Here is a 15,221-nt window from a genome sequence, read left to right on the forward strand (position 1 = left end):
GCTAAAAAATGGAATATATAAGCTAATACAGCTTTATAAAATTATATGTGTGTTCAAATCCTCAATAATTGTTTTTGAATATCCATCATTTGTCCAAATTAAAACTAATTGATAATTCTGATAATTTTCTGGAACTTTAAAAGAAACCTTAACACCATCCCCTAGTTTTTTCAAAGCCAAGTTATTACCATTTTCATCCACCTTAACTATAGCCCATTCTAGTGTTGACCCATCTTCAAAATATTTCCATAGACCTTTTTCATTATATAATGCATGATACGTTACTTCTAAATCAGTAACCAAGGGCACCGCAGGTTTTAAAATCTTAAAATCTTCTAAAGACAAATTATGTTGTTTTTCACTCCAAGCATTTTCAATTTTTACATAATCTAATTTCTTCTGACCATTAAAATCTAACAAACCATCAAAAGAAACCACATGACTTTCCCAACGATTTTGCCAATTAGACAAAAAGACAGACTTATCAATCAAATTGTTTTTAATATGCTCATAATCACTTACTGTAATATCTCCGACTAAATAATTTTTATCATGTAAATCACAATAGCGTAAAAATTCTTTTAACCAATACACATCATGGATAACCGCACTATATCCATCTAGTTTAAAATTAAATTTTTCCATTGCTCGCAATTCCATTTCTGAAGAATGAGAAATAAATACATCTTTGGTTATCGTTCTTATAGGCTCAATTTTTTTTACTTTCTCAAGTAAATTTGAAAACCAGATATGATATAAATATCGTTGATGGTCCAAGGCGTCTAATTGATATCGTTTTGATAATTCTTGCCAAATATCATTTGAAAAATTATAACCGATAATATTACTTTGATCCTTATATTTATAGATGGTTTTGACTACGGTTGTCTGTATCTCATTCAAACGCAGACTATCATTAATAAAATCTAAATCTGATGGTATCCAAAAAGAATATAATATATCAATATTCTCTTCCTCTGCATATTTTAATACATTGTAATCATAAATTGGAGAATGTCTGTATTTAATGGTATTAATACCTACTTGACGCATTAATCTAAAATCTTTAATTAGTTCGTTTTTGTCTGCAACATAATTGTTAGAAAACCAATTTTCAGCCTTACTGTAGGTTACTCCTCTAAGATTTGTACTTAAGCTATTTTTATGCCACTCACTTTTTTTTGTATTTAAACTATCAGGTACTACAAATTGCTTATTTGTAGTTTTCTTGAATAGAGAAATATCTTTAAATTTTGGACTATTAAAAGTCCAGTCTAGATATTCAATAGAATCATTGTTTTCTTGGTTCGGTACATTATGATCTACCGTGCTATTAAAAAATACAACCCCTTTAATTTCGTTATAACAATTTGATATATCTTCAGAGGCTTTGACTATCCATTTCTTTTGGTCTACAGCTAAGTCTAAACTTCCAAATTCAGATATTAATACAGGCTTATCCGAAATACTTTTAAATGCCTCCCTATATGGTATATATAAGTCGTCAAAACCATATGATTTACCATCATCATTTAAACTTCCATAATTCAATATATCCACACCTAACCAATCTACGTACGCATCACCAGGATAGAATTCTTCGATTTCACTTGATTTCCACGGATTCCACACCCATTTAACATTATCAATATGTTCTTTAGAGAATATATCATGTATGTAGTGCCAAGTTTTGACAAACTCGCTCGCAGCTGTTTTATTTTCATTATACCAAGGATAACTAGGGTTGTCAAATTCATGAGCAAAACGCAAAAAAACGGGGTGTTTCATCTTTCTTAATGAAATTGCGAACTGTTTAATATATTGATCAAAATGCCCTTCTCTTATTAATTTTAATTGTTGACCTCTATCCTTAGCATTTATTATGGAATCTGAAAATGAAAAATTAGATAACCACGGTTCCCAAGTTATAAGCGGCGTAGCTTTCTTAAGCAAGATTTTTTCTAAATAGTAATTATCCAAAGTAGAATTCAAAGTGTCTCCCCAAGGTATGTAAAAGGATACCATATCAAAATTTACGTTGTTTTTGCTCTCTACACTATCTATTAAATTAAGATTAGAAAGTCCATTATTTTGAGAAGGATAAAAAATTCCTTTGTACATGTAATCCTGCATTACAAAAGTTTCTGGCTGAATTTCATCCCATTTTTTCTCCTCTAATGTGTTTATAGCATATAATGAAATAAAAACAGCTAAGCATACCAGTGGAAGCGCTAATATTCGGGTAAACCTAAACACATAATCGGACCCATCTATAATTTTCCCTTTAATAATCTTAAGAAAATCAATAACATCTCGTTTTAAAGAATTACGCAATATTTCATTTTTATTAGTAATTCTTGATGCTAAGTATAAACTAAAAAGCATAAATAGCGTATTCAAAAAGGCAAAACCCATCATACAAATGGAAAAAGGTGTAACATTGGTTTGTAACCCATAAATAATGGAGGATATCGATAATACCGCAATCACCATATTGGGAATAATAATTTTGTAATTGGTACCCTCTTCATCTTTTGGTGTAGGTAGATATGGCACTTTTTTACGAATGAAAGTATACAACACCCCAAGTATAAATATCCACCAAGTAACAATTTGCAAAACACCACCTATGACATGAAAACCACGCTCACTACGTTCAATGACCCATTTTTGAACGAAAACTCTAATACATAAGTTACTAACAAATAATGGAATACTTATCGCTATGAATTTCAAAAAATTACCCGTCCAAGGCATTGAAGATGTAAATAAAGACAGTATCGGTATTGCAAAACTAATCAAATACACAAAGCCAATCATATAATGCATTGGTAACAATGCATAATGCAATTTTTGTCTAAAATTTAAATTCTTAAAAATCTTTGGATAAACTACCCACAAAAGTTCAAAAACGCCTCTAGACCATTTCAACTGCTGTTTAAAATACGAAGTCAAATCTAATGGCGCCATTCCAGTAGCGACTAACTCTGGCACATAAACTGATTTCCAACCCTTGGCATGTAACAGCATAGAAGTATGCATATCTTCTGCAAGACCAGGCGCATGACCGCCAATACTATCTAATGCCGATCGTCTAAAGGTACAATTTGCTCCAATAGCGTTTACAGTACCATAAGAATTCATTGACATCATCATAGGGCCATAAAAATGGAACGTTTGTTCTGCAGCACCTCTTGCTACCAATGAATGTACTTTATTGTAATATGCTTGTACAACTTGAACATAACCAATTTTTTCATCCTCAAAATAAGGAATAACTGCATCCAAGAAATTCGGTTCGGGAATATGGTCGGGATCTAATATCAATGCAATTTCACCGGTAGCAATTTTTAGGGCATTATTTATATTACCGGCCTTTGCATCTGTTCTATGATTTCTGGTTACATGTATAATTCCATTCTTATTACAAAAATCAATTAGGTAAGGATCATTTGCTTCATCACACAGATAGGTGGTATGAGGATAAGTGATTTTTTGAATTGCTTCTAGCGTACCACAAATCATCTCATAAGGTTCCCCAGGGAAATAAGTTGTTAATATATCTACCGTAGGTTTCTTGAACTTTTCTGGTTTTATCGGTACGGAAATAGAAAAGTAGTGATACCATAAATACAAATTTCTTAAGGCACCGTAAAAAAGCACTAAACATAGAAGTAAATATAAAAAAGTTGCACCTCTATATTCCGGACGAAGGAAATAATAAAAAAATTGAACCAAACTAAACACACCAACAAAAATCATAAATCTAAGAATTCTTAATTCTGATTTAGATGGTGCTCTCATTCTTTTTTTCTCCATCAATCGGTATGCTTCATACTATAAAACGGAATATTCGCTGTAGCAAAATATCCAGATTTATTGGTTATTTTATAATGTAAACGGTAAGGACCTTCTGTATTTGGACATTTAAACAGTATACTAGTTCCTTTTTCGTCTACGATTAAATTCGGTTCATCAAAAATAATATCATCATCAACTAACTCATACCACATCTCTGGTAAAACTTGCCATTGAAAATGATAATCATCTTTTAAATTCCTAAGTGCTATTTCTGCAAACAAAGTATCCTTAGGAGTAAAAATCATATTATTCCACCCCTCTTTGCCATTTAATAGAATTTGGCCGATCATTGGACCATTGAATACATTTTCTCTTGTTTTCCAAACATTTTCTAGTTCATGAACAGCTTGTGATTTTTGCCCTTGTTCATCAAATAGACTAAACCAAGTATGGGTAGTCTCTTGCTTTTGCCCCCAATAAAATGCAAGGCTTCCAAGAAAACGACCATCATCTATTTTATTAATAACATTAACATATCTGTCATTGAACTCTTGCGCTTTCTTTGTACTTGTTTGCTCCAATGGTGCTTTCCAAGTTGTGCTGTTAGATTCCCATGGTCCATTATTACCCCATTCAGAAAGCAAATACGGTCCTTGCCATAAGAACAATAACTGTTTTATACTTTTAAAATCATTGATTCGCCCAAAAACATTAATGGAGATAAAGTCAATGTTAGGGCTTTTCCATTTAATTGCCAATATTTCTTTAACTGCACCAGTAGAAACAGCAGTACTCACAGGATGATTTGGGTCCAATCGATGTATCTCATCTAAAATAGCATTAAATCTCTTAGTTACACCATTAGAAAATAGCTGGGGAAAATACACCTCGTTACCCAACATCCAACTCAATAAAGCTGGATGATTTTTATGGGTATTTACAAATTCACTTATCCAAACAATAGCATCTGGATCTATATAATTCATATTCTTAACTTGTAGCGGAATATCTACAATTACTGCAAGATTAAGGCTTGCAGCTAAATCTAAATGCTGTTTTAAATTTAAGGTGTCATACAAGCGAATTGTATTACCTCCCGCTAGTTTAAGCTCTTCAAAATTGCTTACACCAGAGGCTCCTTTGATTAGAAACGGCTGCCCATTGCGAAATAATTGGTAACCTTCTGATTTCTTTTGAACACTAACTACTTTATTGAAAAAATTTTTATTATCCGAGCAACTTATAAATAATATTGATATCAATACTATTAAACCAAAACTTTTATGGAGCATGAATTAAATTTAGCTTTAAATAGGAGGGGGAAGATTATAAATATAATAATAAAGCCAATGCCAAATTTAAAATTGTAAAGAATAACGATGAAATCTATTATTTGATAGATTAATTAAAAAATAATTGATCATCAAACTATTTATTTCATTAATTTCAAATTTCAAATTAAATATAATGATCAAAAAGGAAGTTTTTTCTAAAAGACACTTACTATTGATATTGTTTACAATAACTCTTTTGAATTGTAATAAAGATGACAGTTCACCAGCTACGCCATCAGGTAAAAGCAAACAATATAGCGTTTTAAACACGAATTTTTCTGATTTAGAGGGAACAATACATTTTATAGAAAATACTAACGGCTCCACTACAATTTTAGTGCAATTGAGTAACACGGTTAAAGGTATTGACAACCCAGTTCGTTTGCGAAGAAATACTGCTAATATTGGTGGTGGCATTGTATTAGAACTAAATAAAATACAAGGTGAAAATGGAACAAGTTCTACTACAATTTCTAAGTTGGCAAATGGAGCAGTTATTTCATACAATGAGCTTTCTGAATTTGATGGATATTTAGCAATTGAAGATAATTCTACTGATGTATTAGTTGCTTATGCCGATCTTGGACCTAACGAACGAACTGGTAATAGTATTACATATAACTTATTTTCACCACAAGGTGCTATAAACGGACTTGCACTATTTGAAGAAAGAAAAAAAGAATCAACATCACTGACCATAAGTGTATTTGACATCAATCAAAATACAGAGTTACCCAGTGCTTTACATATTTTTCAAGAAAATACTTCACTAAATGCAGAAACCTACAGTTTAAATCCCATTTCAAGCGAATTTAATGGCTATAGTTTTAATGAAATAAATGAATTAAATAATAAGACCACTACCTATTCTGAACTTTTAAACCTTAATGGACAAATTCAAATTTTAGATGCAATAGATACTAATAAGATAATTTCTAGTGGAGGCATCGGTATTAACGAAAGTGCAAATAGCAATTAATACATACTTATTTTAATATCAATTTTCTTAATGGACTATTGTAAATTGTTTTAATAAGTGTGGGTGGCATATATCTCATTATTATTCTACTTAATGGATACACATAGCGCCAGGTTACACCTTTTAATTGCATTATACCCTTCATATAAATCTTAAATTCATGAAGCCCCTTAGATTTATCTCTTGATATAAAGGAGTCTTGCGTTATTCTAAATTGAATTAAACACTCAGGGATATTACCTATTTTATAACCGGCAGTTAATATGGTGAACCAAAGGGCCAAATCCTGAGTTAATCTGTAATCTTCGTTATACCGTATACCGCTATCAAAAATTTCCCTATTAAACATAACGCCGGCATGTTGTAAGGGGCAGGCTTTACATATATAATTTCTGACTTCTTCATCTGTTATAGGGTATGTTCTAATATTGGTATAATTTCCTTCTTCGTCTATCTCTTGGGCTAAAGAACCAACTACTGAATAATCTTTGTGTTTTTCTAAATATTCTACTTGCTTTATAAAACGACCAGACACAGACACATCATCACTATCCATACGAGCAATATATTTACCCGTAGCGTTATTAATTCCAATATTTAAAGATTTTGTTAGGCCTACATTGGTCTTGTTCTTATGAATTAATAAGATGTCCTCTAAAGCTTCCTTCCATTTTTTTATAACGGAATTTAGCTCATCAGTTAATTCACCATCTTCAATGAGTATGATTTGAGTAGGTTTTAAACTCTGAACTGACCATATACTATTCATTGCCAATTCTAAATATTCTGGCTTCTCTTTATAGTACACAGACATGATTACTGAGAGGGATCGATCAGTCATTTATTACGTATCTAAAAAATTATAATGATAAAATTGATGAAATATCAATTAAAAGTTGTCTTCGTTTACCTTGATAAACGGTATCAAAACTAATATATTTTCCATTAGTTGAAAATCTTGGGTGTAAATCACACCGTGTTTCATTCTTGTATTTGGTACTTTGAAACAATTCAGCCAAAAAATACAATTGTTTTGTTTTCATATTAAAAAGATATAGTTTTTGCATTCTACTTTTGTCGGGATAGGAATCAAAAACTATCCAATCTCCAAAACTACTAGGGTGACCGTCACCTAATTGCAGTGCTGTCATTTCTGAACATAAAGTTGCAACTCCATCTAGTCCCAAATAATAATATCCATTTTCTCCATTGGCTTTTAAATAGCCCAAAATAGTTTCATTATCTATCCAATAGCAATGGCTTACATATTCTTCATCTATTAAGACTTTAAGAGTTTTAAAATCTGAATACATTAACCTATCAAATCTTCTTTTACCTTGAAAATAGCGATGAATAAACATGAATCCTTTTCCATTTGGTTGTATGATCAAATGATTCAACTTATGAGTGCAATCTTTAAAAATATCTTTTCTTTCTACGTTGGCCACATCTTCAATAGTGTGCAACATTCTGGCATCACCAGAAGCATAGTCTATTTTCCAAATTCCATCATCTTTTAGATTGGTCAATTCAGATTGATTCAATGGTGGTAAGCTACGATACCCATAATCAGGTCGCATACTCAATAACCGTTGGTAATTTATAGAAAGAAAATATTGCTCTTTGTAGACCGCTTGCACGGGATAGTTAAAGGTTTTAATCAATAAATTCTCTATGGCGGAAAACACTTTAGATTCGTACCTATTTAAATCTTCATTAAAATCATTAAAAACGAATAGCTCTTCATTTAACCAATGCAGTCTCGTGCCTTGTTGCCAATTATATGCTTTTGATTTAGCTAATGTCTTTGTTGTGCCTTCATGTATATCTGTAATCGAGATGTCTACCGATACAGAATCTGATGGCAAATTAACGGATGGAACAGAACTTATATGCGAAAGAAGCTGACCTCTATTATTAACTGTTGCTATATCATAATACCCGCCAAACGTTTCAGATTCGGCATCATAACCAACTAACGGATCTATAATATGAATTTTCAGCGGTTCTTCCATCACCTTAATGATATATTCCTTTTTATGAAGTTTAGCGTTAATTGAAATATAGATATTCTTTAAAAAGGCTTTTAACCCTGGTGTAGCAGATAAGATTGCTGCAATAACTCGCTCTTTTTTACTAAATGTTGCCATTATTTAAATTTCATTCTTAATGAATTAAGAATACGATACATAATAATCTTTGCTTTATAAATATCTACAAAGGCAGTATCATGTTTTATTGTCACTTGTTTTTTTGTAGCATTCGGGTCCATAGTATCGAATTGTGTTGCAAGTAAGGCAAATAAATTATACTCATCCAAAACTAAGTCTTTTGCCTCTTTAACCTGAGATATTCTTTGCTCATAATATTCCTTTTCAAGAATTTCTTCAATAATTTTTACCGAGCCTTCAAAATCATTAATATCAATTTTAGAAAATGCATCCTTGTCGAAATACTTTTCTAGATTCGTACAACCATAATATATAGGGTAAGCGTCGCCTAAATAACTATCCGCTAACTTTTCTGTCCAATAATCTGGGTAAGATGAATTTTCGATAACTACATGATATTTATAAGGGGCTATAACATCCCACTTATCATCAAAATCATTAAAACCCCTACCAAATAAGTCAATTTTATCTCCAAAATGAGCCTTTAGCTTCAACACAAAATCTATTCTTTCTTGATGCCCTTTGGTAAAAGCCTTATTACTAGAAATTACAGAAATTAATTTTGTTTTAACAGGAGGTGCATCATTCTTCAAGTTATCATAATTTTTAGAAAAGGTAACTTTACCGCTGGAATCTTGTATCTTTCCTATATGCCATGGCAATCCAGGCTGAAAGTGCTTTTGATTGTTATGCTTCAATGTACTTTGACACACTACAATTTTACCAAATTGATTTACAAAACCGTTTGCATAATGATATATAGCCTCTGGTTCACCTGTTACAAATAATGTATTTTCAGGTGCAATCATACAGGTTTCTGTTTTCTTTTCACCTTTACTATAAAATGCCCAAAAATCAGGATTCTCTACTTCTTGGTTAACGTAAAATTCATAATTTCCCCATTTGGCTAAACCAGAAGGTGTCTGACGCTGCACACCAACGTTGTCTTTAGCTATAGAAAGTTTTACTTTATACATATGTTTATATATTTTATACTTGGATATAACGCTACTTGTTTAACGAAATATTACTAACGATAATTATTCTAAATTATTTACAAATAAAATGTTCGTTCAATACTCCAATCCCTGTTGGAAAATAATTGTAAAAAGAAATTTGTTGTAATTCGTAAAATATAAGCTGCTGCCAATATTAAAGTGAAAACAATTATCGTATTAAGAGGATACCAATTATTAAAGGAATCTGATATAATAATAAATTGAACAAGATAAATCTCATAAGTTAATGCTGAAATTATTGAAATGAAAGTCCAAATCTTATAATTAGCAAGTGTCACACACCATTGATAGTTTACAATTTTATATGAATAATACAAGAAAGATAATAGGGGAAAAACTGCCAATAATTGTATATAATACCAATTATCAATTTTACCCTTTCCAAAGTACATTACTATGAAATACATAAAAAAAGAAATTATACCAGAAATTGAATCAACTAATAGGTTCGTACTTAAAATATCTTTTTTGCGAGCACCAATATAAGCACCTAAAAGCATAGAACTAAAATAAATAATGTAATGAAATTCATGAAAAATACTTTTCCCTGTTTTTGGTGATAAATAAATATATGAAGAAGTAAGAATTATAGACAAAAACAGCATTTGCATCAAATACTTATCTAAATATTTGATTAAGAAATAAATTATAGAGAAACTTATAATAAAACATCTTACAAACCAAAAATCTCCAGCTAGGAGAAAATCGTACCATCCAATTTCTTTAGAAAATAAGAGATTAGAAAAAACAGCTACAACAATGAGACTTGGCCATAAACGGATAATTTTCTTCCTTATCCAAATATCAAACCTGACATAATTCCCATCCTCCTTTTTAATATTTGTCAAGAACAAACCAGAAACAAAAAAAAACAAAGCATTACCCTGAACACCAAATGTTGCAAAGCTAATATTATGACCCTCGTATAATGGTGCATAATGACTATTAGTTATCATTATAGCAGCAATAAACTTTAAAAAGTCTATACCATAATTTCTTTCTTTCATATTAAATTCATCTACCAAATTACATCACTACAATTTTAAATCTCCTTTTTTTTTAATAAAAAATAATTCATTAAACAAATTGAAGGCTTCTCTAGCAATCTCAACCTCATTTTGTGCACGGTCCTCATAAAATATGAACTATCAGTTCTGGATTACTAATTAGACTATACGTTTTATATTTTATGTCTTCATCCCAATTTTTGATTATTCTTTACAACACGTAATCCTAAAATCACCATAGCTCCAATAACAATCCAAAAAGAAGGAAAAAGAATATAATCTTCAATCGATATTTGTAAGAACATATACAGTAAAACCAGAATTAAACTGATAAAAATATAGCCTAATACATGTGTTGAACTTACAATTTTATTTTTTAAAAGTACTATATCTTGAGAGAGGTGAAATACAACAAAGGAGGCGAAAATAGCGTAGTTTACTATAGATAACGATTGGATAAAATATAACCCAATTGAACAAATCGCAGAATTTATGATAACGCTATTGATATTAAACCACATATCTAACTTTTCAAGTTTCATAGCAATTAACATATTTGCCTGTAAAAGTGATGTTGGAAAAACCAATATAGTAAAGAACATCTCTTTTGTATACTGAGCCGATAAAGCATACTTATCACCAAAAATCCATGGCACAAGTTCATCTGCAAAAGAATATGTAAATGTAAAAGCACCTATACCATACAACATTAATACTTTAAATATATTTTGATATGCCTTTTTTAATTCTGTTTTATCTTCTCGTTGATAGAGTTCTACCAACTTAGGTAGCATTGTACTACTTAATACCACAGGTACCAGCTGCGCTAAAGAAAATATTTTAAATGAATTTTCGTAATGGGCTACATCTTCTAAAGGCAGCATCTTAGAAATTATTAATGTATCAATTTTCCAATAAACTACATATGCACTGCCTATAATGGCAAATGGCCAATATTTTATAAGAATACCTTTTATAAAACTAAAAGGTATTTTTTCTTTCCAAAATCCTTTTAAATTAAAACCCTCCGCAGCACCAATACGCAAGAATAGATTTAAGGTAACAAACCTAGTAATTACCAAAAATACAGCTAAGTAAACAATAGAAAATGGATAGATAAAAAGTAAACACGCAATTAAAAATTTTGATATCGCTTCAATAGAGAGTACTAAAACCGTTTTCTTCTGTGAGAACTGTGCAATATTTACATTTTTTATGGAATAGATAATATTATCAAAAATAATATTAGCTGCAAATAGCAATGAAAGTATACGTACTATGTCATCTGAATATAGAAAAAAAGCAAACACCAAATTTATAAGAAAAAAGAAAATGCCAAAATAGGCCTGCATTTTAAGGAACTTAGCAGCAAGTTTGTTCTTGTCTTCATGGTTAACTACCTCTCTAATAAACCAGTGCCCCAAACCCATTGAAGAAAAAACCACCACCATTTGGTAAAGACTATTAGCTATAACATATTTAGCAAAATCGTCTACGGAATAATGCCTTGCGATCAATACATAAAACAGGCTTAAAAATACATTTTGAAATAAACTACCCGCTAGACCCCAAAAGCTATTTTTAAGAACTTTTGATTTCACTTTATTTTGAAGCGAGGTTATGATACTTGACATGTTATAAATGAATTAAAGTAAACTTTTATTAGTTCTTTGCAGTTGCATTTAAGAAATCTAAGTGCATTTGTTCCGTGAGTTTACTTTTTGTAAAATTTAATCCCAAAGAATGATTGTTATTAGCCATTTTTTCTCTTAATTCATCATTTTCATAAAGCTGCTTTAAAGCTTTAGCAACGCTCGCAGGTTCTTTTCCATTTACCCAGAGACAATTGTCTGGCTCTTTCAGATGATCTATGGCCGCTCTTGTTTGGGTAGTAATTACAGGTAGACCACTAGCTACAGATTTAAAAAGTGCCATAGGAAACCCTTCATCAAAATAGGTTGGAAAAACCAGCGCATCTGTATTGGCATAAAAATGATCACATTCCTCTTCTGGCAAAAAACCGGTAAGGTATACGTATTTTTGAATTTCTAGCTTTTCAATTTCAGCTTTAAATTCGTCATATTCTTCTCCGTTACCGGCAAAGATAAAAACACAATTATCCTTGTGTATAAAATCAGGTATTGCTCTTATAATACTGAAAATACCTTTTTCGGCAATCATACGGCCTGCAAAAAAGAATTTAAAACGATTATCGTTCAACCCGTAATTCTCCATAAACGCCTCTGATTTCATTGATCTATTTGGATCAATAATGTTGCCAGTGACATAAGCTTTTTTCGCAAATTTAGGTGCTAATTTTGCAATACTATCCTTTTCTTCATGCGATAGAAAAAACCAAAGAGTAACTTGTCTTGTTAAATATGGAATCACAATTGTTTCAAAGAAAAAAGACCTCTCAATTAATATGGAGATATTCGAACCATGGGTCTTTATAGCTATATGTAGTTTACGCCAATACAATGTTCTAATCAATACTATAGTAATAAAATCTCTGGTGGTACCAACCGGCTCAAAACGGGAATTTAAATACAATAACTCTGGCTTTAGTTTGTAAAGCCTTTTTACAATTGCAAAGGCATTGGAAAACACCCCCATTAGTTTATTTAACTTACTTAATTTAGAATTATTACGAGTATAGGTAATAGTATCACATTCATAGCCTAAATCACATAAGCCATCAACTTCATCCATTGCCAAATTAATATGGTTTTTAGGGGGAATCCCTACTAATATTTTTTTAATCATTTATTCTTTTTCGTAATTCATCAAATTAATAAAGACTGCCATTATTTATCTATATATATCCTTAAGTTTCTTAATATTCCACCTTTCAAAATTTAGCTGGTACTCTTTACTTTGAACATTTTCAGAAAAAGAATTTTTCTTGTTAAGGTTTAAAAATTCTTCTATTGCTTTGGTTAGCCCCTGAGCCGTATTTTCTTTACAAACTACACCTGTCTTATTGTTTACCACATACTCCGGTAAACCTCCTGTATTAGTAACCAATACAGGACAGCCTAATGCAAATGCAGTCATGATTACACCACTTTGAGTAGCATCTTTATAAGGACAAATAATTAGTTGAGATTTGCAGACTATTTCCGAAATTTCCTGATTACTTAAAAATTTATTTTTCACTATTAAATTCTCAGTATTTTCATTTAAAAAGCTAGGGTTATAACCGGGAATTGTTTTTCCGCCGATATAAAATTTTAGGTTAGAGTGAAGAAGACTTAATTCTTCGATAGCCTTACTAAACATTTCAATTCCTTTATAAGGCGAGATTCGCCCTATAAAACTAATATACTTCTTTTCATCTTTATTGAATTGACCATTCTTTGGTAAAAATGACCTGAATACTGTATATGGCATAAGTTTTAAAACAAAAATCTTCTTATTTCCCTTAAGTTGAGAAGCTAAATCCAACTTACTAAATTCCGAAAAAACCACATAGGAACTAATCATACGAAATAATAATTTTCTATAAAGAAATCTCAAAAAATGAAACTCACCAGAATGAGCTTTAGGATCGTGAATATTAAGAATTATTTTTTTTCTTCGTTGGATTAATCTTGGCAACAAAAATAACTGCCTTACCGAAAACTCATCAAGATGTATATAATCTGGTCTAACTTCATTGTAAAATTTATTGATTTGATTAGATACTTGAAAAGTTTTAAATATGTTTTTAGATGAGTAAATTATGAAGTTTACAGATTTACATTTTACAAAAAAAGATTCTAAAAATTGTAAATTCCATTTGTCAACGACGTTTTCAAACGATGTAATTGAATTATAATCATTTAAGTTTGCGTCTATATTTAAAATGTTAGCATTTAGTTGATTAGGGGATAATTCTATTAATAAATGAACTTCATAATCCTTATATGTCAACAATTTAACATATTCTACAGCTGCGTCTAAAAAATAAACTTGAGTAGAGTAAATAATTTTTTTTTTAGAATTCTTCATCAATCTTTTTTTGACATACCTAATTGTTCCCTGATAATATTTAAAGTGATTTTTGAGTACAGTTTAGCACCGCTATCATTTAGATGTTCTTTATCATCAAAAAGCTGAGATGATTTTAAAAAACGTTCATCTTTAGTAAAGTCGTAAAAAGGTATATTTTTTTCATTACAAACTTGTTTACAAAGAGTAATCGAATAATCTTTATCATAAGTGTAAAAAACCGGAGAAACACAGACCACTAAGGGTATATCATTTTGCTTACACAAATTTAAAAACTCATTAAATATAGCCAGCTTTTTTTCGTCGACCTCATATTTTTCAATTGATTTATGCTCTTTCAAAGGCTCGTTCCATTCTCCCGTCAATGACACGTAACCCTTTGTACCTTTTTTTCCCAAATTTCTATTACCTATTACAATGTTGGCCAAGGTAGAATTATAGGGATAAATACTTGAGAAGTTTTTAATGGGCTCAAAAGAACTTCTTAAGTTTACTATATCTCTAATTTCCAGATGTTTTCGATAGTATGGTAATAATGAAGACATTCTATCATAATCCTCCTGAACATAACAAAATTTACCCGAAAAATCATAAAGAATTAATTTTGGTTTGTATCGCTGCAAAACAGATTTAAGAACTGCCGTCTGATAAAAAATAAAATTACCATCACGACCTGTATTATAAAAAGTTTTATTCAAGCCATTTATAAAAACATCCGGATAATAATGATGATTGGCTCGAGATGACCCAAACACAAGCATATCTGCCTCGGTTTCTTCCATACTTATTGTTGTTCTATGTTGAAATCCAGATTCCTGTTTAAAGTAATAATATTCAAGAACCTTACCAACACCTAAATCGAAAAGATAGACTAACAATAATCCTAATATACCGTTAATAATAAATTTTTTCATATA

At 30.6% G+C, this 15,221-nt stretch carries 11 protein-coding genes; 1 reads left to right on the forward strand and 10 read right to left on the reverse strand.

Features of this window, described 5'->3' with window-relative positions; translation table 11 throughout:
* Positions 1-33: 33 nt before the first annotated feature.
* Together SJY30_RS11620 and SJY30_RS11625 are read right to left on the reverse strand one after the other, a co-directional pair.
* Positions 34-3,819, reverse strand: a complete 3,786-nt coding sequence (locus SJY30_RS11620) for a glycosyltransferase (protein WP_396632342.1) — start codon at positions 3,817-3,819, stop codon at positions 34-36.
* Positions 3,819-5,093 carry a glycoside hydrolase family 2 TIM barrel-domain containing protein gene (locus SJY30_RS11625; RefSeq protein WP_396632343.1) on the reverse strand — a complete coding sequence of 425 codons (1,275 nt, stop codon included), beginning with the start codon at positions 5,091-5,093 and terminating at the stop codon, positions 3,819-3,821. The genes SJY30_RS11620 and SJY30_RS11625 overlap by 1 nt, the downstream gene beginning before the upstream one ends.
* A gap of 175 nt (positions 5,094-5,268) precedes the next feature.
* On the opposite strand from SJY30_RS11625, the gene SJY30_RS11630 reads away from it, so the two are divergent.
* On the forward strand, positions 5,269-6,114 hold the full coding sequence (locus SJY30_RS11630; RefSeq protein ID WP_396632344.1) for a hypothetical protein: 846 nt from the start codon (positions 5,269-5,271) through the stop codon (positions 6,112-6,114).
* A 7-nt stretch (positions 6,115-6,121) separates the two neighbouring features.
* On the opposite strand, the gene SJY30_RS11635 is transcribed toward SJY30_RS11630, so the two are convergent.
* The 8 genes from SJY30_RS11635 to SJY30_RS11670 all read right to left on the reverse strand — a co-directional run bounded on the left by SJY30_RS11635 (position 6,122) and on the right by SJY30_RS11670 (position 15,218).
* Positions 6,122-6,955: a glycosyltransferase gene (locus tag SJY30_RS11635; RefSeq protein WP_396632345.1), complete on the reverse strand. Its 834-nt coding sequence runs from the start codon at positions 6,953-6,955 to the stop codon at positions 6,122-6,124.
* 19 nt (positions 6,956-6,974) lie between these two features.
* The gene (locus SJY30_RS11640; RefSeq protein ID WP_396632346.1) at positions 6,975-8,264 is read right to left on the reverse strand and encodes a hypothetical protein; all 1,290 of its coding nucleotides are present in this window, start codon (positions 8,262-8,264) and stop codon (positions 6,975-6,977) included.
* Entirely contained in the window at positions 8,264-9,262 is a 999-nt protein-coding gene (locus SJY30_RS11645) for a glycosyltransferase family 10 domain-containing protein (RefSeq protein ID WP_396632347.1), read from the reverse strand. The genes SJY30_RS11640 and SJY30_RS11645 overlap by 1 nt, the downstream gene beginning before the upstream one ends.
* A gap of 77 nt (positions 9,263-9,339) precedes the next feature.
* Positions 9,340-10,311, reverse strand: coding sequence for an acyltransferase family protein (locus SJY30_RS11650; RefSeq protein ID WP_396632348.1), 972 nt, complete (start codon positions 10,309-10,311; stop codon positions 9,340-9,342).
* A gap of 188 nt (positions 10,312-10,499) precedes the next feature.
* Entirely contained in the window at positions 10,500-11,945 is a 1,446-nt protein-coding gene (locus SJY30_RS11655) for an oligosaccharide flippase family protein (protein WP_396632349.1), read from the reverse strand.
* Between the two features lie 28 nt (positions 11,946-11,973).
* Entirely contained in the window at positions 11,974-13,077 is a 1,104-nt protein-coding gene (locus tag SJY30_RS11660) for a glycosyltransferase family 4 protein (RefSeq protein ID WP_396632350.1), read from the reverse strand.
* A 45-nt stretch (positions 13,078-13,122) separates the two neighbouring features.
* The gene (locus tag SJY30_RS11665; protein WP_396632351.1) at positions 13,123-14,304 is read right to left on the reverse strand and encodes a glycosyltransferase family 4 protein; all 1,182 of its coding nucleotides are present in this window, start codon (positions 14,302-14,304) and stop codon (positions 13,123-13,125) included.
* Positions 14,304-15,218: a hypothetical protein gene (locus tag SJY30_RS11670; RefSeq protein ID WP_396632352.1), complete on the reverse strand. Its 915-nt coding sequence runs from the start codon at positions 15,216-15,218 to the stop codon at positions 14,304-14,306. The genes SJY30_RS11665 and SJY30_RS11670 overlap by 1 nt, the downstream gene beginning before the upstream one ends.
* Positions 15,219-15,221 lie beyond the last annotated feature (3 nt).

Origin of the sequence: Maribacter sp. R86514, from assembly GCF_044597005.1 — a bacterium.
In the GTDB taxonomy this organism is placed as follows: Bacteria; Bacteroidota; Bacteroidia; order Flavobacteriales; family Flavobacteriaceae; genus Maribacter.

Coding starts and splice junctions, on each gene's coding strand:
- SJY30_RS11655 (WP_396632349.1), bottom strand. CDS start 11,945: ATGTCAAGTATCATAACCTCGCTTCAAAATAAAGTGAAATCAAAAGTT.
- SJY30_RS11620 (WP_396632342.1), bottom strand. CDS start 3,819: ATGGAGAAAAAAAGAATGAGAGCACCATCTAAATCAGAATTAAGAATT.
- SJY30_RS11630 (WP_396632344.1), top strand. CDS start 5,269: ATGATCAAAAAGGAAGTTTTTTCTAAAAGACACTTACTATTGATATTG.
- SJY30_RS11670 (WP_396632352.1), bottom strand. CDS start 15,218: ATGAAAAAATTTATTATTAACGGTATATTAGGATTATTGTTAGTCTAT.
- SJY30_RS11660 (WP_396632350.1), bottom strand. CDS start 13,077: ATGATTAAAAAAATATTAGTAGGGATTCCCCCTAAAAACCATATTAAT.
- SJY30_RS11635 (WP_396632345.1), bottom strand. CDS start 6,955: ATGACTGATCGATCCCTCTCAGTAATCATGTCTGTGTACTATAAAGAG.
- SJY30_RS11625 (WP_396632343.1), bottom strand. CDS start 5,093: ATGCTCCATAAAAGTTTTGGTTTAATAGTATTGATATCAATATTATTT.
- SJY30_RS11650 (WP_396632348.1), bottom strand. CDS start 10,311: ATGAAAGAAAGAAATTATGGTATAGACTTTTTAAAGTTTATTGCTGCT.
- SJY30_RS11645 (WP_396632347.1), bottom strand. CDS start 9,262: ATGTATAAAGTAAAACTTTCTATAGCTAAAGACAACGTTGGTGTGCAG.
- SJY30_RS11640 (WP_396632346.1), bottom strand. CDS start 8,264: ATGGCAACATTTAGTAAAAAAGAGCGAGTTATTGCAGCAATCTTATCT.
- SJY30_RS11665 (WP_396632351.1), bottom strand. CDS start 14,304: ATGAAGAATTCTAAAAAAAAAATTATTTACTCTACTCAAGTTTATTTT.